Annotated in this window: 17 protein-coding genes; 8 read left to right on the plus strand and 9 right to left on the minus strand. The window is 66.9% G+C overall.

The annotated features are described in order from the left end of the window. Positions 1-464: 464 nt before the first annotated feature. The 5 genes from ACTZWT_RS18025 (at position 465) to ppk2 (ending at position 7,954) form a co-directional block, all read left to right on the plus strand. On the plus strand, positions 465-2,156 hold the full coding sequence (locus ACTZWT_RS18025) for a methyl-accepting chemotaxis protein (RefSeq protein WP_444771055.1): 1,692 nt from the start codon (positions 465-467) through the stop codon (positions 2,154-2,156). Between the two features lie 219 nt (positions 2,157-2,375). After that, positions 2,376-3,980 (plus strand): hypothetical protein, encoded by a 1,605-nt coding sequence (locus tag ACTZWT_RS18030; RefSeq protein ID WP_444771056.1) that lies wholly within the window; start codon positions 2,376-2,378, stop codon positions 3,978-3,980. Then, positions 3,970-5,217, plus strand: a complete 1,248-nt coding sequence (locus ACTZWT_RS18035) for an ATP-grasp domain-containing protein (RefSeq protein ID WP_444771057.1) — start codon at positions 3,970-3,972, stop codon at positions 5,215-5,217. Before ACTZWT_RS18030 ends, ACTZWT_RS18035 begins: the two co-directional genes overlap by 11 nt. Next, positions 5,214-6,680: a pyridoxal phosphate-dependent decarboxylase family protein gene (locus tag ACTZWT_RS18040; RefSeq protein WP_444771058.1), complete on the plus strand. Its 1,467-nt coding sequence runs from the start codon at positions 5,214-5,216 to the stop codon at positions 6,678-6,680. Before ACTZWT_RS18035 ends, ACTZWT_RS18040 begins: the two co-directional genes overlap by 4 nt. A gap of 374 nt (positions 6,681-7,054) precedes the next feature. Next, entirely contained in the window at positions 7,055-7,954 is a 900-nt protein-coding gene (gene ppk2, locus ACTZWT_RS18045; protein WP_444771271.1) for a polyphosphate kinase 2, read from the plus strand. A 367-nt stretch (positions 7,955-8,321) separates the two neighbouring features. On the opposite strand, the gene glyS is transcribed toward ppk2, so the two are convergent. From glyS to ACTZWT_RS18075, 6 genes are all read right to left on the minus strand, one after another. Next, positions 8,322-10,490 carry a glycine--tRNA ligase subunit beta gene (glyS, locus tag ACTZWT_RS18050; RefSeq protein WP_444771059.1) on the minus strand — a complete coding sequence of 723 codons (2,169 nt, stop codon included), beginning with the start codon at positions 10,488-10,490 and terminating at the stop codon, positions 8,322-8,324. Beyond that, positions 10,490-11,446 (minus strand): glycine--tRNA ligase subunit alpha, encoded by a 957-nt coding sequence (locus tag ACTZWT_RS18055; protein ID WP_444771060.1) that lies wholly within the window; start codon positions 11,444-11,446, stop codon positions 10,490-10,492. The genes glyS and ACTZWT_RS18055 overlap by 1 nt, the downstream gene beginning before the upstream one ends. A gap of 380 nt (positions 11,447-11,826) precedes the next feature. Next, complete coding sequence (locus tag ACTZWT_RS18060; protein ID WP_444771061.1) at positions 11,827-12,015, minus strand: hypothetical protein; 189 nt, start codon at positions 12,013-12,015, stop codon at positions 11,827-11,829. A gap of 107 nt (positions 12,016-12,122) precedes the next feature. Next, positions 12,123-13,025, minus strand: a complete 903-nt coding sequence (locus ACTZWT_RS18065) for a S49 family peptidase (protein ID WP_444771062.1) — start codon at positions 13,023-13,025, stop codon at positions 12,123-12,125. Between the two features lie 260 nt (positions 13,026-13,285). Next, positions 13,286-14,050, minus strand: coding sequence for a tRNA1(Val) (adenine(37)-N6)-methyltransferase (locus ACTZWT_RS18070; protein ID WP_444771063.1), 765 nt, complete (start codon positions 14,048-14,050; stop codon positions 13,286-13,288). Continuing rightward, positions 14,043-14,270, minus strand: a complete 228-nt coding sequence (locus tag ACTZWT_RS18075) for a putative signal transducing protein (RefSeq protein ID WP_322514348.1) — start codon at positions 14,268-14,270, stop codon at positions 14,043-14,045. Before ACTZWT_RS18075 ends, ACTZWT_RS18070 begins: the two co-directional genes overlap by 8 nt. 212 nt (positions 14,271-14,482) lie before the next feature. Between ACTZWT_RS18075 and ACTZWT_RS18080 the strand changes: the two genes are divergently transcribed. Beyond that, positions 14,483-15,493: a polyprenyl synthetase family protein gene (locus ACTZWT_RS18080; protein WP_444771064.1), complete on the plus strand. Its 1,011-nt coding sequence runs from the start codon at positions 14,483-14,485 to the stop codon at positions 15,491-15,493. Positions 15,494-15,558: 65 nt separating this feature from the next. Continuing rightward, a complete protein-coding gene (locus tag ACTZWT_RS18085) occupies positions 15,559-16,104 on the plus strand; it encodes a hypothetical protein (protein ID WP_444771065.1) in 546 nt (181 codons plus the stop codon). Positions 16,105-16,276: 172 nt separating this feature from the next. Here the strand turns inward: ACTZWT_RS18085 and ACTZWT_RS18090 are convergent, their stop codons facing one another. The 3 genes from ACTZWT_RS18090 to ACTZWT_RS18100 all read right to left on the minus strand — a co-directional run bounded on the left by ACTZWT_RS18090 (position 16,277) and on the right by ACTZWT_RS18100 (position 20,853). Then, positions 16,277-17,167: a 4-(cytidine 5'-diphospho)-2-C-methyl-D-erythritol kinase gene (locus tag ACTZWT_RS18090; RefSeq protein WP_444771066.1), complete on the minus strand. Its 891-nt coding sequence runs from the start codon at positions 17,165-17,167 to the stop codon at positions 16,277-16,279. 13 nt (positions 17,168-17,180) lie between these two features. Continuing rightward, positions 17,181-18,959, minus strand: a complete 1,779-nt coding sequence (locus tag ACTZWT_RS18095) for a tetratricopeptide repeat protein (RefSeq protein WP_444771067.1) — start codon at positions 18,957-18,959, stop codon at positions 17,181-17,183. Between the two features lie 235 nt (positions 18,960-19,194). Beyond that, positions 19,195-20,853: an electron transfer flavoprotein-ubiquinone oxidoreductase gene (locus tag ACTZWT_RS18100; RefSeq protein WP_444771068.1), complete on the minus strand. Its 1,659-nt coding sequence runs from the start codon at positions 20,851-20,853 to the stop codon at positions 19,195-19,197. 197 nt (positions 20,854-21,050) lie between these two features. On the opposite strand from ACTZWT_RS18100, the gene ACTZWT_RS18105 reads away from it, so the two are divergent. Continuing rightward, positions 21,051-21,899 carry a uracil-DNA glycosylase gene (locus ACTZWT_RS18105; RefSeq protein WP_444771272.1) on the plus strand — a complete coding sequence of 283 codons (849 nt, stop codon included), beginning with the start codon at positions 21,051-21,053 and terminating at the stop codon, positions 21,897-21,899. Positions 21,900-21,906 lie beyond the last annotated feature (7 nt).

Here is a 21,906-nt window from a genome sequence, read left to right on the forward strand (position 1 = left end):
CGCGCCGGCCGACAGGGGGAGTACGGCGGCAGTGAGGATTTCCCTCGCGACGAAAGTCTGAATTCCCGAGAGGATCAATCTCCGACGCTCTGGAAGGACAGAAACTCCGAGTGGGCTGCGGCGCCTTGCCACTGCGTATTATACCGGGGCCAATTCCTGTCCACGCCGGTATGAGGGTGAGGAAAATCGGCGGAATTTCTGCCCACGGGTACCACTATTCCATATCGCGTGATACGCAATTTTACTAATCGCTATCATTTCACCTTCATATTCTTCGCAGCGGGGCGCGGCGGGAAACGGGGAATGACTCGGCGCGCTCGGCTCCCTGAATGTGGATGGGATTTCACGGCGTGCGGCCGACCGCGCGGTGCCTGAGATAGGGCGCCGCAAGGCAAGCCGTGCGCGGCAACATGCCATGTGGTCAGCGAGCCGGGACCCCAGAATACGACAACCGGAGATCACGAATGCTATCGAAACTGCACATGACCATCGGTCGCCGCATCTATCTGCTGATCGGCCTTGGCTTTCTCGGGCTGCTGGGCACTACCTTCATGGCGTCGCAGGAGATCGGCGGCGGCCTGAAGCAGCAGAAGCAAATCGAGCTCACCCATCTCACCGACCTCGCGCTCGCGATCGTCAAGGACGAACACGACGCTGCGCAACGCGGCGAGATCAAGGCCGACGAGGCGCAGAAGCGCGCGCAGGCGCGGCTCTCCAAGCTGCGCTACGGCGGCAAGGAATATTTCTTCATCACCGACATGCAGAGCATGATGCTGATGCATCCGATCGCGACGCAACTGATCGGCAAGGATCAGTCGAACGCCCGCGATCCCAACGGCAAGCCGCTGTTCACCGAAATGGTCGACACGGTCCGCCGCAACGGCAGCGGCTTCGTCGACTACGCCTGGCCGAAGCCGGGCTCGGACAAGCCCTACCCGAAGCTGACCCATGTCGCCGGCTTCGCGCCGTGGGGCTGGATCATCGGCACCGGCGTGTATATCGACGATCTCGACGCCCAGACCTGGAGCGCGACGCAGCGTCTGCTGATCGCCGCGACGATCGCGCTGCTGATCATCACCGCGGTGTCGATCCTGGTGGCGCGCGGCATCACCCGGCCGATCAACGCGATGACCTCCGCAATGAAGGATGTGGCCGGCGGCCGGCTCGACGCCGAAGTGCCCGGCGTCGGGCGTCGCGACGAGATCGGCGAGATGGCCGGCGCGGTCGAAGTGTTCAAGCACAACGCGATCGAGCGCCAGCGGCTCGAGGCCGAACAGCACGCGGTGGAAGCGCGCGCGGCCACGCAACGCAAGGCCGACACCAAGCGCCTCGCCGACGAATTCGAGCGGGCGATCGGCGAGATCGTCGAGACCGTGTCCTCGGCCTCGCACGAACTGGAAGCCTCGGCGACGACGCTGACCACGACCGCGGAGCGCTCGCAGCACCTCGCCACCATGGTGTCCGCGGCGTCGGAGGAAGCCTCCACCAACGTCCAGTCGGTGGCGTCGGCGACCGAGGAGATGAGTTCGTCGGTCAACGAAATCAGCCGCCAGGTGCAGGAATCCGCCCGTATCGCCCATGAGGCGGTCGAGCAGGCCCGCGCCACCAATGGCCGGGTGGAAGAACTGGCCAAGGCGGCGGCGCGGATCGGCGACGTGGTCGAACTGATCAACACCATCGCCGGCCAGACCAACCTGCTGGCGCTGAACGCCACGATCGAGGCGGCGCGCGCCGGCGAGGCCGGTCGCGGCTTCGCCGTGGTCGCCGCCGAGGTCAAGGCGCTGGCCGAGCAGACCGCCAAGGCCACCGGCGAGATCAGCCAGCAGATCAACGGCATCCAATCGGCGACCGACCAGTCGGTGACGGCGATCAAGGAGATCGGCGGGACCATCGGGCGGATGTCGGAAATCTCCTCCACCATCGCCTCGGCGGTCGAGGAACAGGGCGCGGCCACGCAGGAGATCTCGCGCAACGTCCAGCAGGCGGCGATCGGCACCCAGCAGGTGTCGGTCAACATCACCGACGTGCAGCGCGGCGCCACCGAGACCGGCTCGGCCTCGAGCCAGGTGCTGTCGGCGGCGAAATCGCTGTCGCAGGACAGCAATCGCCTCAAGATCGAGGTGTCGAAGTTTCTCGACAACGTCCGCGCCGCCTGATCGGCCCGACCGCACGACAAACGGCCGGCGCCCGCGGGGCGCCGGCATTTTTACGCAGCGCCGCCCGCGAACCCCGCCTCTCCGCCGCGTCCCGGAACCGTCGCAGCGCGGAGATAAAGCCGGCATTAACCAAGTTCGTTTACGTCTCGTTGAGCATAGCGCCCGGCATCCGGCCGCGGCGCCGACGACCGCCCGGCGTGCCGGGCGAGAGGTTGAGCGATGTCGAACACCCGGAGCCTACCGCGCACCGCAGCCGACCGCCGGCCCCTGACCGAGCCAGGGCTGCGCACCCGCTCGAAGCTGCGCGAATTGTTCGCTCCGCTCGAACAGCTTCTGACCTGCGGCGGCGACGCCCGGCTCGCGGTCGACCCATCGACCGTCCACAATGCCTATGGCTGCAGCCCGACCCCGACCCCGGAGATTCCCAGCTTCTCGTCCTGCACCGCGACCACGATCTCGCAGCGCGGCTACGAGGCGGCCGAGCGCGCCCGCACGGCGCTGATGTCGTCGGCGATGCTGCACGGGCTGATCGCGTGCTTAGATGCGCGGATCGAGGCGATGCGCGACGAGCTGAAAGCGCTGCTCGGGCTCGAGCACACCGACGCCGACATTGTGTTCTCGGCATCGGGCACCGACGCGCAATTGCAGGCGCTGGCGCTGACCCGCGCGCTGACCGGCGGCGAGGTGACGACGCTGATCGTCGCCGCCGACCAGACCGGCACCGGCACCATGCACACCGCGCGCGGGCATCATTTCGGCGATCGCAGCACCAACGACTGCAAGGTGACCAGGGGCGCGCCGGTGAACGGGCTCGGCCCGGTGCGCAGCCTCGCGCTGCGGCTGCGCGACGCCGACGGCCGGCTGCGGTCGCCCTCGTCGATCGACGCCGAGGTGCTGGAGACGGTGGAATCGCTCGTGGCGCAAGGCGCACGGGTGATGCTCGAAGTGATGGACTGCTCCAAGCTCGGCCTGCAGGCGCCGAGCGACCGCTGCACCGCGGAGATCGCCCGGCGCTGGCCCGGCCGGGTGCAGATCGTGGTCGACGCCTGCCAGATGCGGCTCGGCCGCCGCCGGATCGCGCGCTGTCTGGCGCGCGGCGATCTGGTGCTGCTGACCGGCTCGAAATACCACGCCGGCCCGCCGTTCAGCGGCGCGCTGCTGGTGCCGCCGCGGCTCGGCGCGCAGATCGGCGCGCTGACGCAGCTCGCCCCGGGGCTGGCCGACTACGCCAGCCGCAGCGACTGGCCGATGCGCTGGCGCGGCTTGCGCGCGCAATTCTCGGCGGCGCCGAATTTCGGCCAGTGGCTGCGCTGGGAAGCGGCGCTGGAAGACATCCGCGCTTACTACGCGGTTCCCGACGAGTTCCGCCGCGCCGCGCTGCGCACGCTCGGCTGCGGCATCGCCAGGCTGATCGCCGCATCGCCGGCGCTGCGGCTGTTGCCGCCGCAGCCGCATCCCGAACGCGACGACGAGTTCGCCGCGCCCTCGATCTTCGCCTTCACCCTCGCGCCCGGCGGCGCGCCGCTGTCGCTGGCTCAATGCCGCGCGATCTACACGAGGCTGCGCGACGAGACGCAAAACGCCACGCCGTGCCTGATCGGACAGCCGGTCGGCTGGGGCGGTGCCAACGACGACGCGGTGGCGGCGCTGCGGATCTGCATCAGCGGACGCCATGTCACCGACGCCTTCGCGACGCATCCCGATCGGCCGCACGACGCGTTCGGCCGCATCCTCGACGAGGCCGCCGCCGTGATCGCCGCCATCCATGCGCTGCTGCCGCAGCCCGACTCCATCGAAATCGCCAAGGACCAATATGCCCACTGAGACGCAACAGCCGCCCGCCCCGCAGCCGATCGCCGACCGGATCGGCTTCGCGCGCCTGACCAAGCGGGCGTTCGACGGCGAGAACCTGTTTCCGCTGTGGCAGGAACTCATGACCAGGGTCGATCAGGACGCCGCGAGCGCCGGCGAACAGCTTGATCTGGCGCTGATCACGCAACTGTTCGGCCACAAACAGGCCGGGCTGTCGGTGCAGACCGAGACGCTGGCGCAGCATCAATTGTTCCGCTCGCCCTGTGCGAGCCAACATCCGCAGATGCGGGTGCTGGCGCTCGCCGCCGACATCGACATGGGCGGCAACACGCCGATCGAATTTCTGCTGGAGACCTCCGGGATCGAGCTGCTGACGCTGTATGTGGTCGACGGCGTGCCGCTGCCCGATCCGCTGCCGGCGCACGATCTGGCGATCGTGATCGCCTCCGACTCCGAGGAATGCCGCGGCGCGCTGGCGAAGATCGCGGCGCGCGCGCCGACCTGGCCGGCGCCGCTGCTCAACCCGCCGCATCTGATCGGCCATCTCGACCGCGACAAGCTGTACCGGCTGATCGGCGACGTCGACGGCCTCGACATTCCCGCCACCATTCCGGTCGGCCGCGACGCACTCGCCGCGGTGGCGGCGGGCGACGCTGCGCTCGCCGACGTCACCCAGGGCGTCGGCTATCCGATCATCGCGCGGCCGCGCGGCTCGCATGCCGGCTTCGGCCTGGCGCGGATCGAGGACCAGGCCGCGCTCGCCGCCTATCTCGAAGGCCGCATCGAGGACGAGTATTTCGTCGCGCGCTATGTCGATTATGCCAGCGACGACGGGATGTTCCGCAAATATCGAATCGTCGTGGTCGACGGCAAGCCCTATGCCTGCCACATGGCGATCGCCGACCGCTGGGACATCTGGTACCTCAACGCCGGGATGGCGCACAGCGCCAGTAAACGGCTGGAAGAGGCGGCGTTCTTCCACACCTTCGATTTCGGCTTCGCGCGGCGGCACCGCACCGCGCTCGACGGCATGATCGAACGGATCGGGCTCGATTACTTCACCATCGACTGCGCGCAGACGCCGGCCGGCGATCTCCTGGTGTTCGAGATCGACAACACCGCGGTGGTCCACAACATGGACAGCCCGGAGCTGTATCCCTACAAGCCGCCGCAGATGATCAAGATCTTCGAGGCGTTCGCGGCGATGCTGGAGCATCGCGTGGCGTCGCGTCGACAGAGCGTCGCGTGAGTGGGGCGGAGCGCGTCGGCGGGCATGCCGGCGCGTCGAGCCTCGATCCCGACGACTGGGACAGCCTGCGCGCCGACGCGCATGGCATGCTCGACGACATCATCGACTACATCGCGGATGTGCGCGAGCGGCCGGTGTGGCAACCGATCCCCGACGATATCCGCACGCGCTTCAGCGAGGCGCTGCCGCGCGGCGAGACGCCGCTCGGCGATGTGTATCAGGAGTTCTCGAACAGCATCGCGCCCTACGCCACCGGCAATGTGCATCCCGGCTTCATGGGCTGGGTGCATGGCGGCGGCACCGCGGTGGGCATGCTCGCCGAGATGCTGGCGGCGGGGCTGAACGCCAATTGCGGCGGCCGCGATCACATCGGCATCGAGGTCGAGCGCCAGATCGTGCGCTGGGTGGGCGAGCTGTTCGGCTTCCCCGATAGCGCGAGCGGCGTGTTCGTCACCGGCTCGTCGATGGCCAATCTGATGGCGCTGCTGGTGGCGCGCACCGCCGCACTCGGGCCGCAGGTCCGCGAGGGCGGACTATCAGGCGCGCCGCTCACCGCCTATGCCTCGGCGGCGGCGCATGGCTGCGTGATCCAGGCTGCCGATCTCGCCGGCCTCGGCCGCGGCGCGCTGCGGCGGATTCCGTTCGACGCGGCGCATCGCATCGATATCGCCGCGCTGCGCGCGCGGATCGCGGAGGATCGCGCCGCGGGCTTTGCGCCGTTCCTGGTGACGGGTTCGGCCGGCACCGTGGACGTCGGCGCCATCGACGATCTGTCTGCGCTGGCGCAGCTCTGCCGCGAAGAGAAATTGTGGTTTCACGTCGACGGCGCCTATGGCTCGCTCGGGATGCTGTCGCCGCAGATCGCGCCGAAACTCGCCGGGCTGAGCGAGGCGGATTCGGTCGCGCTGGATTTTCACAAATGGGGCCAGGTCAATTACGACGCCGGCTTCCTGATCGTGCGCGACGGCGACCAGCATCGCGCGACCTTCGCGGCGCCCGCCGCCTATCTGCGCCGCGAGACCCGCGGGCTTGCCGGCGGCTCGCCCTGGCCGTGCGACTATGGGCCGGATCTTTCGCGCGGCTTTCGCGCGCTGAAGACCTGGTTCACGCTGAAGACCTACGGCGCCGACCGGCTCGGCAGGATGATCGCGCGCACCTGCGCGGTGGCGCGCCATCTCGAAACGCGGGTGCGACGCGAACCGGAACTGGAAATGCTGGCGCCGGTCGCGCTCAACATCGTCTGCTTCCGCTATCGCACGCCGTCTCGCAGTGCCGATGCCGATGCGCTGAACGCCGAGATCGTCGCCGACCTGCACGAATCCGGAATCGCCGCGCCGTCCTCGACCACGATCGACGGCGCCCTCGCGATCCGCGCCGCGATCGTCAATCACCGCACGACCTTTGAGGACGTCGATCGGATGGTCGATGCCGTGCTGCGCTTCGGTGCGGCGCGGGCGGGCTGATTAGCACTTCCTTCTCGGCGTCATTCCGGGGCGCGAGCGCAGCTCGCGAACCCGGCGTAGCGCAGCGAAGCTGGTCGGGTGAGGGGGCGCATCACCATAGCCGAGCCCCAGCGACTCGCGGCCGCCCCTCACCCCACCCCTCTCCCCACAAGAGCGGGGCGAGGGAGCAGGCCGTGCGCGGGGCTCGACCTCGCCTCGAGATCGCCTCACGCGCCAAATCATCGCACCTCTGTCCCCGTCATACGCGTGACAAACACGCAGCGGCAGTTACCGGCGACCTCATCCCGGAGACCCCGATGCCCCGCAAGCCTGCGCCGAAACCCGTCAAGAAGACTGCGAAGCCGACCAGGACGCCCGCCCAGCCGGTCGACGAAATGTCGGTCCGGCAACGGATCGCGGCCGAGATGCTCGACAGTTTCGACGAGGAACTGGAACTCGAGATCGACGACGATCGTCTCGACGCACTGACCAACGAATTCGCCGCACATTCGCCGGCCGACACCGTCGACCGCCGCATCTACTTCAAGGAGCTGTTCCGGCTGCAGGGCGAGCTGGTGAAGCTGCAGAGCTGGGTGCAGCATCAGGGGCTGAAGGTGGTGGTGGTGTTCGAGGGTCGCGATTCCGCCGGCAAGGGCGGCGTGATCAAGCGCATCACCCAGCGGCTCAATCCGCGGATCTGCCGGGTCGCGGCGCTGCCGGCGCCGAGCGTGCGCGAACGCAGCCAATGGTACTTCCAGCGCTACGTCTCGCACCTGCCGGCCGCCGGCGAGATCGTGCTGTTCGACCGCAGCTGGTACAACCGCGCCGGGGTCGAGCGGGTGATGGGCTTCTGCACCGAGGCCGAGGTCGAGGAATTCTTCCGCTCGGTGCCGGAATTCGAGCGCATGCTGGTGCGCTCCGGCATCGTGCTGATCAAATACTGGTTCTCGATCACCGACGACGAGCAGCAGCTGCGCTTCATGATGCGGATCAACGATCCGCTGAAGCAGTGGAAGCTGAGCCCGATGGACGTGCAATCCCGCGCGCGCTGGGAGAACTACACCAAGGCGAAGGAAGAGATGCTGGAGCGCACCCACATCGCCGAGGCGCCGTGGCACGTGGTGCAGGCCGTCGACAAGAAGAAGGCGCGGCTGAACTGCATCGCGCATCTGCTGGATCAGGTGCCGTACGAGGAAGTGCCGAGCGAACGCGTCGTGCTGCCGCCGCGGATTCATCACCCGGACTACATCCGCACCCCGATCCCGCCGGAGATGTACGTGCCGGAGCGATACTGAGAGGATGCGGGGCGCGCTGCGGCCGGACAGACGCGCCCAGACCAGCCGCGAGTACAACAGGCGCGAGTACAACAGCCGTCATCCAGGCGCCGTCGCGCAGCGACGGCCTCGAAGGATGGGCGGCAAGCCTCCTCGCGGCCATACTTTGAGGCGCGCAAGGGCGCGCACCTCAGAGTCTGACTGGAAATGCAGGCGGCCGAATCAACGCCCTATCCCCGTCATTGCGAGCGAAGCGAAGCAATCCAGCGCCGAGTATGGGGCTTCTGGATTGCTTCGTCGCTTCGCTCCTCGCAATGACGAACTCAAGTGCCTGATCTTGTTGCTCTCATTTCGAGCCACACTCTCAGGATGACGGCTGTGCGTGGTTCTACTCCTGGATCTTCGAGAAATCCGCCACCGCCCGCGTCGCGGCGCGGATCTCGTTCAAGAGCTTCAGGCGGTTTTCGCGGACGGGTTTGTCGTCGGCGTTGACCGTCACGTGCTCGAAGAACGCATCGACCGCCGGCCGCAAACCGGCCATCGCGCTCATCGCCGCGGCGAAATCCTCGCGCGCCACGGCCTCGGTCGCCGCGGCCCGCGCCCGATCGATCGCAGCCGCGAGCGCCTTCTCCTCGTCCTGCGCGTAGAGCGACGCATCCGGCGCACCGTCGAAGGCGCGGCCGTCCTTCTTCTCCTCGATCCGCAGAATGTTCGCCGCGCGCTTGGTCCCGGCGAGCAGGTTCTTGCCGTCGTCGGTGGCGAGGAACGCAGCCAGCGCCTCGACGCGGCGGACGATCATCAGGATGTCGTCCTGCCCTTCCAGCGCGAACACGGCGTCGACGAGATCGTGGCGGGCGCCCTGGTCGCGGAGTTGGACTTTCAGGCGGTCGGCGAAGAAGGAGAGGAGATCAAGCGCACGCTCGTCAAACCCTGCCGCGTTGATAAGTACTCCCCATGTGGCTCCCGATGATGAATAGAACTTGGCAAAAGCCTCAGTAAGGAATGAACTCAGAGCGATCTGATGGCCACTCTCAAGCAACAGCCTGATCACCCCCAACGCCGCCCGGCGCAGCGCATAGGGATCCTTGCTCCCCGTCGGCTTCTCGTCGATCGCCCAGAAGCCGACCAGCGTGTCGAGCTTGTCGGCGAGCGCCACCGCGATGCTGACCGGGTCGGTCGGCACACGATCGGCCGGCCCCTGCGGCTTGTAGTGTTCCTCGCAGGCGGCGGCGACGCTGGCGTCTTCGCCCTGGGCCAGCGCGTAGTACTTGCCCATCAGGCCTTGCAGCTCGGGGAATTCGCCGACCACTTCGGTGACGAGATCGGCCTTCGCCAATTCGGCCGCACGGGCTGCCTTGTCTGGATCGGCTCCGACCAACGGAGCAATCTCACGAGCAAGACGAATGATCCGATCTATACGTTCGCCTTGAGTACCAAGGCTCGCGTGGAAGACGATTTTCTGATCCCGAATCTTCTTGAGACGCTGATCCAGCGGACGCAAGCCGCTATCACGATACTCCGGAAAGGATTTATGATCGGTCTCCCAGAAATGCCGCGCATCGCTCAATCGCGCGCGGATCACGCGTTCGTTGCCGGCGGTGATGGCGGCGCCGCCGTCGCTGGCTTCGATGTTCGCCGTCAGGATGAACTTGTTGGCGAGCTTGCCGGTCGCGGGATCGGCGACCACGAAGCATTTCTGGTTGGCGCGGATGGTGGCGCGGATCACTTCGCCGGGGATCGACAGGAAGGCCTCGTCGAACGAGCCCATCAGCGCCACCGGCCATTCCACCAGCCCCGAGACTTCGTCGAGCAGGCCCTGGTCCTCGACCAGTTCGTAGTTCTGCGCCTGCGCCAGCGTTTTCGCGTCGGCCAGGATGATGTCCTTGCGGCGGGCGGGATCGAGCACCACCTTGGCGGCATACAGCTTCGCCTCGTAGTCCTCGAAGCGGCGCACGCTGATCTCGGCTGGTGCCATGAAGCGGTGGCCGCGCGTCAGCTGCCCGGCCTTGATGCCGCTGATCTCGAAGCTCACCACGTCGGGCTCCTCGGTGTCGATGCCGAAGGTCGCGACGATCGAATGCAGCGGCCGCACCCATTGCAGCGCGCCGGGCTTCGCCGAGCGCTCGCCCCAGCGCATCGATTTCGGCCACGGGAAGGTGCGGACGATCACCGGCAGGATCTCGGCCAGCACGTCGATCGCAGGCCTCCCCGGCTTTTCGATCAGCGCGACGTAGAAGTCGCCCTTCTTCGGGTCCTTCTGGATCGTGGCCTCGTCGAGCGAGGCGAGCCCGGTGGCCTTGAGAAAGCCCTGCACCGCCGCATCCGGCGCGCCGACCTTCGGCCCCTTGCGCTCATCCTTCAGATCCGGCTGCCGCGCCGGAATGCCGTGCACCGTCAGCGTCAGCCGCCGCGGCGTCGCGAACGCCTTGGCGCCCTCATAGACGAGGCCTTCCGCCACGAGCTTGTCGGTCACCAGCCGCTTGAGATCGTCAGCAGCCTTCGCCTGCATCCGCGCCGGGATTTCTTCGGAGAACAATTCGAGGAGAAGATCCGGCATTATCGGCTCTCCCCACGCACGGCTTCACCCGCCCCGCCCGCCTCCGTGTGCAGCCACGCTTCGCCGCAGGCTTTCGCGAGGTCGCGGACGCGGAGGATGTAGCTTTGGCGTTCGGTGACCGAGATCACGCCGCGCGCGTCGAGCAGGTTGAAGACGTGGCTGGCCTTGATGCACTGGTCGTAGGCCGGCAGCGCCATGGCGTGGGCTTCGCGTTTGTCGCTGGTCCAGCCGGCATCGAGATACTTTTTGCAAGCCTCTTCCGCCATTTTGAACTGCGCGAACAGCATGTCGGTGTCGGCGACCTCGAAATTGTGTTTCGAATATTCCTTCTCGGCCTGCAGGAAGACGTCGCCATAGGTGACTTTGTCTTCGCCGTCGCGGCCGTTGAAGTTGAGGTCGTAGACCCGGTCGATGCCCTGGACATACATCGCCAGCCGCTCGAGGCCGTAAGTGAGTTCGCCCGCGACCGGGGCGCATTCGACGCCGGCGACCTGCTGGAAATAGGTGAACTGGCTGACTTCCATGCCGTCGCACCAGCACTCCCAGCCGAGCCCCCAGGCGCCCAGCGTCGGGCTCTCCCAATCGTCCTCGACGAAGCGCACGTCGTGCAGCGCGGTGTCGACGCCGATCGCCTGCAGCGATTTCAGATAGAGGTCCTGCAGGTCCGGCGGCGACGGCTTCAGGATCACCTGAAACTGGTAATAGTGCTGCAGCCGGTTCGGGTTCTCGCCATAGCGGCCGTCCTTCGGCCGCCGCGACGGCTGCACATAGGCGGCTCGCCAATGCTTCGGGCCGAGCGCGCGCAGCGTGGTCGCCGGATGGAAGGTGCCGGCGCCGACCTCCATGTCGTAGGGCTGCAGGATCACGCAGCCGTAATCGGCCCAGAAACGCTGCAGCGTCAGGATCAGGCCCTGGAACGATCGTTCCGGGCGCATGTGGGGAGGCGTCGGGTCCATGAGCGGCTTTGGATTCACAAGGGTTTTCGGAAAGCGGGCGGACCGTATCGAGGCGGCCCCGGCAAATCAAGGCGACGCCGCCGCCAAACCGGCACCGTGGTCGCGCATTTACCCGAGATTAACCACGACTGGGAGGCCCGCGCGGCGGGCCGAAATTCGTTAGCAACTGCCGGGTAACGATCGGACCGTGATCGACGCGCTGAGGGTCCTGCTCACGATCGCGCGGCGGCTCAACGGCGAGACCGGTGACCGTCGATAGAGTTTCCAGGCGCGCGCCAGATCAGTTGCAACCTCCAAGGTTGCGTGCCGGCCTTGCGGGCGATGCCCCGCCCCAGGGCCGGCACCGAATCCGGCCGCAAGGTCGATGAAACAGCGGGCGATCAGCCGGGCCGATACGCGCCGGTCACCGGGTCCCTGCGCAGCGTCGGAATTTCGGCCGGCTGCGGCTCGGCGAAGATTGCGGAGCGCGCGTCGTCCAGTTCCTGATTGATTCGGCCGGCGGTCCGAAAGGCCCAGCGCACGAGCGCGATCCCTACCAGACTTCCGGCAAGTACAAGCAGCGGCGGCATTGGTCGATCCTCATCTCGGGTCACGTCACGCCCCGGCAACAGTCTCGCTGAATCGCGCCCGCTCCGCAATCGCATCCGGCGGGGCGAAACAGCGCGTCCGGCATCTTCTAAAAGCCATATTTGGCCCAGATCGCGCGCGCTTCCAGCGCCGAGATCAGTTGGTCGGGCAGCGCTGCGAACCCGTCGAGCGACGCCTCGGCGCCGGACGATTTGCGCATCAGGCCCGACAGCAGGCCGGTCGGCGCCGCGATCACCGGGGTGCGGACCTTGTCGCCGAATTTTTCGCGCAGCACCGCACGCAGGTCGCCGATCGCATCGCTGAGACCGAGCGTCACCGACGTCCCGCCGGCCCAGTACTCGCCGGAGAACAGCGTGTCCTCGTCGCCCTTCAGCCGCGCGCCGCGGCTGTCCTTCACCAGCGAGATGAACAGCGCGTGGATTTCCCGCTGCAGCGCCTTCACGCGGGCGACGTCGGCGGGGTCTTCGGGCAGGAACGGATCGAGTTGCGCCTTGTGCTCGCCGGCGGTGTAGAGCCTGCGTTCGACGCCGATCTTCCTGATCAGTTCCTGGAAGCCGAAGCTGCCGCCGACCACGCCGATTGATCCGACGATCGACGACGGATCGCAATAGATCTCGTCGGCGGCGCAGGCGATCATGTAGCCGCCGGACGCCGCGACGTCCTCGACGAAGGCATAGACCGGCAGCTTCTTCTCGGCCGCCAGCGCGCGGATGCGCAGATAGATCAGCCGCGACTGCACCGGCGAGCCGCCCGGCGAATTGAGCGCCAGCGCCACCGCCTTGGCGTTGCGAGTCGCGAACGCGCGCTCCAACAATTTGGCGACGCCCGCCAGCGACATGCCCGGCCGCAGCGGCGTGACGGCGCCGATCACGCCCGACAGCCGCACCACCGGGACAACCGGAATGTCGGAGCGGAACCTGGCCGGAATCCATTTGCCGAGAGTGTCGAGCAGCCCCGAAGAGCTGCGGCCAGCGGTCGCCGGTTCATTCATGCGTTCACCCGGGAGTTGATCATTTCATTGCCTGTTACATCATGGTCTGGAACGCGTTTTGCAGCACCGAGTTTCATGACCGAGTTTCATATAGGAACGCGGCTTCAACGACGCAGTGGAGGGGCGGATGAAAATCTATCTGTTGTTGCTGCTGATGGGGGCCATTCTGGCCTTGGCTCACTTCACCGCCAAGCCGGACCAGCAGTCCGATCCGATGCCGCACTAATCGCTGATGCGCAGGCCTTGCCGGCCACTCGCGATTATGTGATTGCGGACGGCAATATTGTCTCACCGTTCAGGACCGCGCGCGCCGAGTTTGTCGGTATTCCAGAGGCCTCGTTCAGATGCAGCGCTGCGTCGATCCGAAGCGGCGCCCGCCCTCCCTTCACCGCGCGTATCAGCACCCGGATCGCCGGCTCGTCCGGCTTGCCATGGACTGGTAGCAGCCAAAGGCTGCCGTAGCCGCGGCCGAGCGCCGCCAGCACGTCGGCCAGTCCGTCGGCACGCCAGATCAGCGTCAGCGCCCCGCCCGATTTCAGAACGCGTCGCGCGGCATGGACCCAGGCCTCCAGCGTCGTGGCGGTCGCCACATGCGCGATCTGCCGCGCGCCATCGGGCGAGCCGCGATGCCGGGCGGGATCGTTGAACGGCGGATTCATCAGCACGACATCCACGCTGTCGGGCCCGAGGTCCGCCGCCGCGAAGGCGTCTGCGCCGGCCTCCACATCCAGCACCATGGCCTCGGCGCGGATGCCGTTGGCCGCGGCGTTTGCGCGCGCCAGGCCGGCGAGACGCGGATCGCGCTCGACCAGCACCAGATCGAGCCCCCCGACCCTTGCGGCCAGCGCCAGCCCGGCCGCGCCGACGCCGGCGCCGAATTCGACCACCCGGTCGCCGGCCCGCGCCCTGGTCGCCGCCGCCAGCAGGATGGCGTCATGGCCGGCACGGTGGCCGGCGACCGGCTGCCGTAGCCGCAATCGCCCGCCGAGAAAGCCGTCCTCGGTGGTGGGGGCAGGATCAGTCATCGGTGCGGAGTTCGTGGGCCAGACCCGCGTCAGTCAAAACCTGACGCGCGGAGCGGAGGTCGTCAGGATGGACCAGAACGCGCCTTGGAATCACCCCGACCGACCCCTCCAGCACGCTCATGTTCTGGTCCATCACCAGATAGTCGATCTCGGCGCCGTCGAGCAGAGCCCCGACCGCCGAGATCAACACCACGTCATTGGTCCTCACCAGTTCCCGCAACCTTGCGCCTCCCCTGATCCCTGCATTATAGCTCCCGGCAACCGTTGCGAGCGAATGCTCGTCTCGTGAGCGGGCCAGTCCCATGTTATAGTCGGGACCTGGACCAAGAGCGAAATCGCCGGCCGCAGCCGCAATTCGCCCCAAGCAACGAAATCACGGAGTTTTCGCGCGGACTCGTTTTGCCGGAAACCTCCCGAATCTGGAGACTGAGCGTGGCCGTAGTCGTACCCTTCGAAGGCCCCCCGTCCGCCTCGATCGACCAACTGGTCGGACTTGTCGCGGCCGACATGGAGCGGGTCAACGCCACCATCCTGTCGCGCACCGGCTCGGACGTCACGATGATCCCCGAGGTCGCGAACCATCTGATCTCCTCGGGCGGCAAGCGGCTGCGGCCGATGCTGACGCTGGCGATGGCCAACCTCACCGGCTATGCCGGCGACGGCCACATCAAACTCGCCGCCGCGGTCGAATTCATGCACACCGCGACGCTGCTGCACGACGACGTCGTCGACGAAAGCGAGATGCGGCGCGGCAAGAAGTCGGCGCGGATGCTGTGGGGTAACGAGGCCAGCGTGCTGGTCGGCGACTTCCTGCTCGGCCAGGCATTCCGGATGATGGTCGAGGTCGGCTCGCTGCGGGCGCTCGATATCCTCTCGGCGGCCTCGGCGACGATCGCCGAAGGCGAAGTGATGCAACTCGCCGCCGCCAAGAACACCGCGACCACCGAGGACGAATATCTCGCGGTGATCCGCGGCAAGACCGCCGAACTGTTCGCCGCGGCCTGCGAAGTCGGCCCCGCGATAGCCGAGCGGCCGAAGGCCGAGCAGTCGGCCTGCCGCTCGTTCGGCATGAATATCGGCATCGCGTTCCAACTGGTCGACGACGTGCTCGACTACGGCGGCAAGGCCGCCAAGCTCGGCAAGAACGTCGGCGACGATTTCCGCGAAGGCAAGATCACGCTGCCGGTGGTGCTGGCGTTCCGGCGCGGCAACGACGCCGAACGGGCGTTCTGGATCAAGGCGCTGGAGCGCGGCGAAATCACCGAGGCCGATCTCGACCAGGCGATCAAACTGATGACCAAGCATCGCGCCCTCGAGGACACCATTCAGCGCGCGCATCATTACGGCGCGATGGCGGTCGATGCCCTGGCGCTGTTCCCGCCGTCGCCGATGAAGACCGCGCTGGAGCAGGTCGTGGCGTTCTGCCTGGCCAGGTCGCACTAGCTGCAGCCGGCGCTGGGACTGCCAAGCCCGTCACCTGCCATCGCGCCCGTCGAGACGCGCGCCCCATGGGGCGCGCTCCTCATTCTGACGCCGAGCGCGTCGACGACGACGGTTCAGCGACGGCCGACGCGGTTGACCGGACCGCCCATATTGCGCCCGACTCCGCCGACGCCGACACCCGGACGACCAACGCCGACACGACCGACGCCGACGCGACCGACACCGACCGGCCCGGCCACCGCGGCGCGCGCGACTGGTGCGGCGACGCAACCGCGCGGTCCGCAGACCACGGCTTCCGCCGGCCTGGTATCGACGGCGACGAGGCCGAGCATCGACAGGGTGAGAGCGGCGAGAACAAGGCGCGGCGAGAGAACACGATAGGTCATGACAAGCCTCCATTTGATTTGAGCGGGGTAGTGCTGCGGATGTCCGAAGCGGCGCCCGCAGTCGCCGGATCTCAACTCAGAGCGGCGAATCCGCTCGCGTCATCCCTGAACGCGGGATGCCGACAACGCGAATATTCCGGTAGCCTGTCGTCGGCGCGCAGCCGGCTTCTTGGGCTGGCCTTGCAATGCGCCGGAGTTTCCTCCGCTGATCACCATGACGGGTAAACATGACCAATGCCTTCGTGATTTAGATTGTATTAGTTCAATCACCATCAAAGGGACCCGCGCGCCGATCCACCGACGACGCAAACATCGTCGCAGGGCGCCCTTCCTGGGCGCTCGGCTCGGCATGACGGTGCGGATATGGTCGGGTCGGTCGTGCGCTGCGCGGCGGGAGCTAGCTCAGCGTTCCCGCATGCACCCACCAGTTCGGATGCGCGCGCTGGATCGACTGCGCGGCGGCCTTGGCCTCGGCATCGCTGCCGAAAATCGCAAAACAGGTCGCGCCGGAGCCGGACATTCGCGCCAGCAGCGCGCCGTCGCAGGCCGCCAGCAGCGCAATCACCTCGCCCACCAGCGGCTGTACCTGCCTGGCGGGGGCTTCGAGGTCGTTGACGACGGCGGAAAGTGCGGCGATCCACGCGCCGAGCGGCGCGTCGCGATCCGGCCAGGCCGGCGCGGCCACCAGGTCGGTGATGCCGACGTTCAACTGGCCTTTCTTCAATCCGAGCGCGGCAAAAACGTCCTTGGTGGGGACGCCGACACGCGGATTGACCATCACCGCCGGGAGCCTCGGCAACGGCAGCGGCGTCAGCTTCTCGCCGATGCCGCTCATGATGCAGGACGCTGAAGCGACGCAGACCGGCACGTCGGCACCGGTGCGTCCGGCGGCTTCCATCAGCCGGGGATCGTCGAGCGCAAGACCATTGGCGCGCGCCAGCAGTCGCAGCGCCGCAGCCGCGTCGGCCGAGCCGCCGCCGATGCCGGCCGCGATCGGCAGTTGCTTGTCGAGCGCGAAGCCGCCGGTCGTCAGCCCGGGCACCAATTCGGCCAATAGCCGCGCCGCCTTGATCACCAGATTGTCGGCGTTGTCGCCGCATTCAACAACCCGCGGCCCGCTGGCATCGAGACTGAGGTCCTGGCCCGGCGCGAGCGTCAAGCTGTCGGCGCAGTCGGCGAACACCACCACGCTTTCGAGCTCATGATAGCCATCGACCCTGCGACCGATCACGCGCAGCGTCAGATTGACCTTGGCGCGGGCCTGATCGCTCAGCGCCGTCGTTGGCATTGCGTCGCTCAACTCAGCCGCCCTTGCCGTCTTCTTTTTTCTTGTCCGCCGACGCCGCCGAGGAGGTGTCCTCCGGCAGGCCGTTGGCGAGCTTGGCCTCGATCTTCGGCAGTTCGTCCGGGTCCGGCTTGAGATCGCGGGCGTGGGCCCACTGGAAACGCGCTTCCAGCGTCCGGCCGACGCGCCAATAGGCGTCGCCGAGGTGGTCGTTGATGGTCGGATCTTCCGGTTTCAGGTCGATCGCGCGCTCCAGCGTCTTCACCGCCTCTTCGTAATTGCCGATGCGGAAATACGCCCAGCCGAGCGAGTCGACGATGTAGCCGTCGTCGGGGCGCTGGTCGACCGCGCGCCGGATCATCTTCATCGCTTCGTCGAGATTGATGCCCTGGTCGATCCAGGAATAGCCGAGATAATTGAGGACATGCGGCTGCTCCGGCTGCAGCGACAGCGCCTTCTTCATGTCGACTTCCGCCTTGGCCCACTGCTTGGAGCGCTCCTCGCAGATGCCGCGGAAGTAGTAATACACCCAGCTGTTCTTCTCCGAGCCGGTGAGCGAGTCGATGCCCTGGGTGTAGGTCACGGCGCAATCGGCGAACTTCTTGCGGCCGCGCTCGATATTGCCGAGCGCCATGATCGCCTCGAGGTCCTTGCCGTCCTCGGCGATCACCGTCTTGAGGATCTTGATCGCCTCGTCGCTGCGGTCGATCGCGTCGAGATCGGTGGCGAGCTGGATCTGGGCGTTGCGCTTCAGCGGCGAACTCGCCGGCACGCGCTCGTAGACCTTCACCGCCATCTGCGGCTTCTTGACCGATTCGTAGAGGTCGCCGAGAGCCAGCAGCCCCAGCGCGTGATCCGGCTTCAGGTAGAGCGCGAGTTGCAGATAGACCAGCGCGAGGTCCTCCCCGCCGCGGCGGGTCAGCGACGCGCCGATGCCGTACAGCGCTTCGGCGGCGCCGGCCTGCGGGCTGTCGACCAGCGGCGGCAGCTTCTTGCCGGCCTTGGCCTCGCGCAATCCTTCCAGCACCAGCGGATGGCGCGACAGTTTCTTGTCGAAACCCTCGTAGATCGCGACCGCCGAGCCGTCGTCCTTGTTGCGCGACAGCCAGCGCGCATAGGCGTCCGTCACCCGCAGCGCCGAATCGTCGAGCTTGTAGGCGCGCTCGAAGCGGACGCCGGCGTCCTTCTGCTTGTTGGCGAGCTCGAGCATCATGCCGGAATGCAGATCCTTGAAGATCGGATACCATTCCGGACCGGCGAGCTTGTCGATATTGGCGACCGCGCCCTTGACGTCGCCGGCGCCCTCCATCGCCCAGCTCGACAGCAGGGTCGCGACCAGATCGGTGATCGGACCGCGGACCGACAGATTCACGTTCTGGATCGCCGCGGCGTATTTCTTGGTCTTCAGATCGCGAACGCCGATCACCAGCCGCGCAACGCGGTTGGTCTTGTCGATCTTGAGGATCCGGTCGGCGAGCTTGACCGACTCCTCGATATTGCCCTCGGCCAGCGACGAGATGAAGGCGCGGTCGAGCAACTCGTTGTTCTTCGGGTCGGTGCGCAGTGCAGAGCGATAGAACGCCGCGGCGGAGGCCGCGTCGCGTTCCACGCTGGCGTGGCGGGCGGCGAGATAGCTGCCGGCCGTGGTCATCGACCGCAGATCCTGGCTGGTCGGAAACTGCGCGGAATTGTCGCCCGGATGGTCCGGAGTCTGCGCCAGCGCCTGCCCCGCGATCGGCAGCGCCGCGACGGTGACGGCGACAAACATCGAACGACGGAATCGGTGAACGAGCATCAAATGCCTAGCTCCAGGAAAGGGCTCGGATATCCCGGCCGCCGAGCCGGCAGCGTCTGGCCGATGACAATGCCGGGTTTGGCGACCGATCGCAAGGATCGGACCAGGCACGCATCCACCGTACCGCTCCGCAAAGTGTCGCGGCACGGCCCTCGATCCGATTGAGACGGTGGCAACATGGCAGCATCGTGACCGGCGCGTCGCTCGCAGCGCGCCGGCGCTCACGACATCGTGGCTACATGCCCTGATAATTCGGGCCGCCGCCGCCTTCGGGCGGCACCCAGGTGATGTTGCCGTTCGGATCCTTGATGTCGCAGGTTTTGCAGTGGACGCAGTTCTGCGCATTGATCACGAAGCGCGGTCCCGACGGTTCCTCGACCCATTCGTAGACCGCCGCCGGGCAATAGCGCCCCGACGGACCGGCGAAGACATCGTGTTCCGACTTCTTCTGCAGGTCCATGTCGGCGACCTTCAGATGCACCGGCTGGTCTTCCTCGTGATTGGTATTCGACAGGAACACCGAGGACAGCCGATCGAAGGTGAGCTTGCCGTCGGGCTTCGCGGCCGGATGCCGCTCGTGCGACTTGGCGGGATCGAGCGTCGAGCGGTCCGGCTTGCCATGCGACAGCGTGCCGAACACCGAGAAGCCGAGCGTCGAACACCACATCTCGAATCCGGCCAGCACCACGCCGACCGCGGTGCCGAACTTCGACCACAGCGGCTTGACGTTGCGGATCCTGAACAGATCGCGGCCGATCGCGGACTCGCGCCACGATTCCTCGTAGCTCTTGACCTCGTCGTTGCTGCGGCCCTCGGCGAGCGCCGCGACGACGTGCTCGGCGGCCAGCATGCCGGACCCGATGGCGTTGTGGACACCCTTGATACGCGGCACGTTGACGAAGCCCGCGGCGCAGCCGACCAGCGCGCCGCCCGGGAACGTCAGCCGCGGCACCGACTGCCAGCCGCCTTCGGTGATGGCGCGCGCGCCGTAGGAAATCCGTTTTCCGCCCTCGAAGGTCGGCGCCACCGAGCGATGCGTCTTGAATTTCTGGAACTGCTCGAAAGGCGAGAGATAGGGATCGTCGTAGTTGAGATGCACCACGAAGCCGACCGCGACCAGGTTGGTGCCGTAGTGATACAGGAACGAGCCGCCGCCGATATTGTTGCTGAGCGGCCAGCCGAACGAATGCGCGATGCGGCCCTTGCGGTGCTTCGCCGGATCGATCTCCCAGACTTCCTTCAGGCCGATGCCGAATTTCGGCGGATCGCTGTCCTTGTCGAGCTTGTACTTCGCGATCAGTTGCTTCGCGAGACTGCCGCGCGCGCCCTCAGCGAACAGCGTGTACTTGCCGAGCAGCTCCATTCCGCGCGTGAACGAATCCTTCGGCTGGCCGTCGCGGCCGATGCCCATGTCGCCGGTAGCGATGCCGCGCACCTCGCCGTTGTCACCGTAAAGCACTTCGGTCGCAGCGAAGCCGGGATAGATCTCGACGCCCAGCTCTTCGGCCTTGGGGCCGAGCCAGCGGCACAGATCGCCGAGCGAACCGATGAAGTTCTTGTGGTTGTTGAGCATCGGCGGGACCATGATGCCCGGCACCTTGTAGGCCTTGTCCGCCGTCATGACGTAGAAATGATCGTCCTCGACGTGGGTCTTGAGCGGACAGGTCTCGTCCTCGCGCCATCCCGGCATCAATGCGTCGAGTGGCGTCACGTCGATCACCGCGCCCGAGAGAATGTGCGCGCCGACTTCGGAGCCTTTCTCGACCACGACCACCGACAGCTCCGGATTGAGCTGTTTCAGGCGGATCGCGGAAGCCAGTCCCGAGGGTCCCGCGCCCACGATCACAACGTCGAATTCCATCGATTCGCGGGGCGGCAGCGTTTCGTCGCTCATTGAATTTTCTCGCAGGACACTCTTGAACGTTTCCAGCCGGTGTTCTTTCTTATTTTTCCGCGAAGGACAACCACCCAAATGTACCGGCTGCGCGATCGTTCCGGCTTTCACGCGGCGTTTTTCTGGGGCAGAGTTCGCTCTGCGAAACCGTCGGCGATGTCCGGCCTTGCTCACCACCTCCCGATCGGCCGCTGATGATGATGCCCGAACCCGCGCCGAGTCTGCAGCAATTGCTGGCGTTCTACCTCGAGTCCGGGGTCGACTGCGCGCTGAACGACGAGCCGGTCAACCGGATGCTCGACGACGAGATCGTCGCGCCGGCTCGCGCGGAGCTACGTGCGGCTGAGCCGCCGTCACGTCTCGAAACAACGCGACCGGTCGGGGTGCAACCGGTGATTCCGTCGAGCGCGGCCGTGCCGCTGGTGCCGGAGGCCGCGATCGTGTCCGCCCGCGAGGCCGCCGCGACCGCGCCGACGCTCGAGGCGCTACGCGCGTTGATGGAGCAGTTCGACGGCTGCGCGCTGCGATCGACGGCGACGCGGCTGGTGTTCGCCGACGGCAATCCGCAGGCGCGCCTCATGCTGGTCGGCGAAGCGCCGGGCCGCGAAGAAGACATCGAGGGGCTGCCGTTCGTCGGCCGCTCCGGCAAGCTGCTGGACCTGATGCTGGCGGCGATCGGCCTCGATCGCAGCCAAGTCTACATCGCCAATGTGATCCCGTGGCGTCCGCCGGGCAACCGCACGCCGACGCCGCAGGAGACCCAGATCTGCCTGCCCTTCATCCGGCGCCAGATCGAGCTGGTGAACCCGGCAATTCTGGTGACGCTCGGCAATCCCTCGACCCAGACGCTGCTGTCGACCCGCGACGGCATCATGCGCACCCGCGGGCGCTGGTTCGACTACGACACCGGGACGCGCATGATCCGCGCGCTGCCGACGCTGCATCCGGCCTATCTGCTGCGGCAGCCGACCTACAAGCGGCTGGCGTGGCAGGACCTGCGCGCGATCGCGACGGCGCTCGCCGCAATACAGTCGCCGGCGAACTGATCGCGAG

Origin of the sequence: Rhodopseudomonas sp. NSM, from assembly GCF_052445935.1 — a bacterium.
GTDB lineage: Bacteria > Pseudomonadota > Alphaproteobacteria > Rhizobiales > Xanthobacteraceae > Rhodopseudomonas.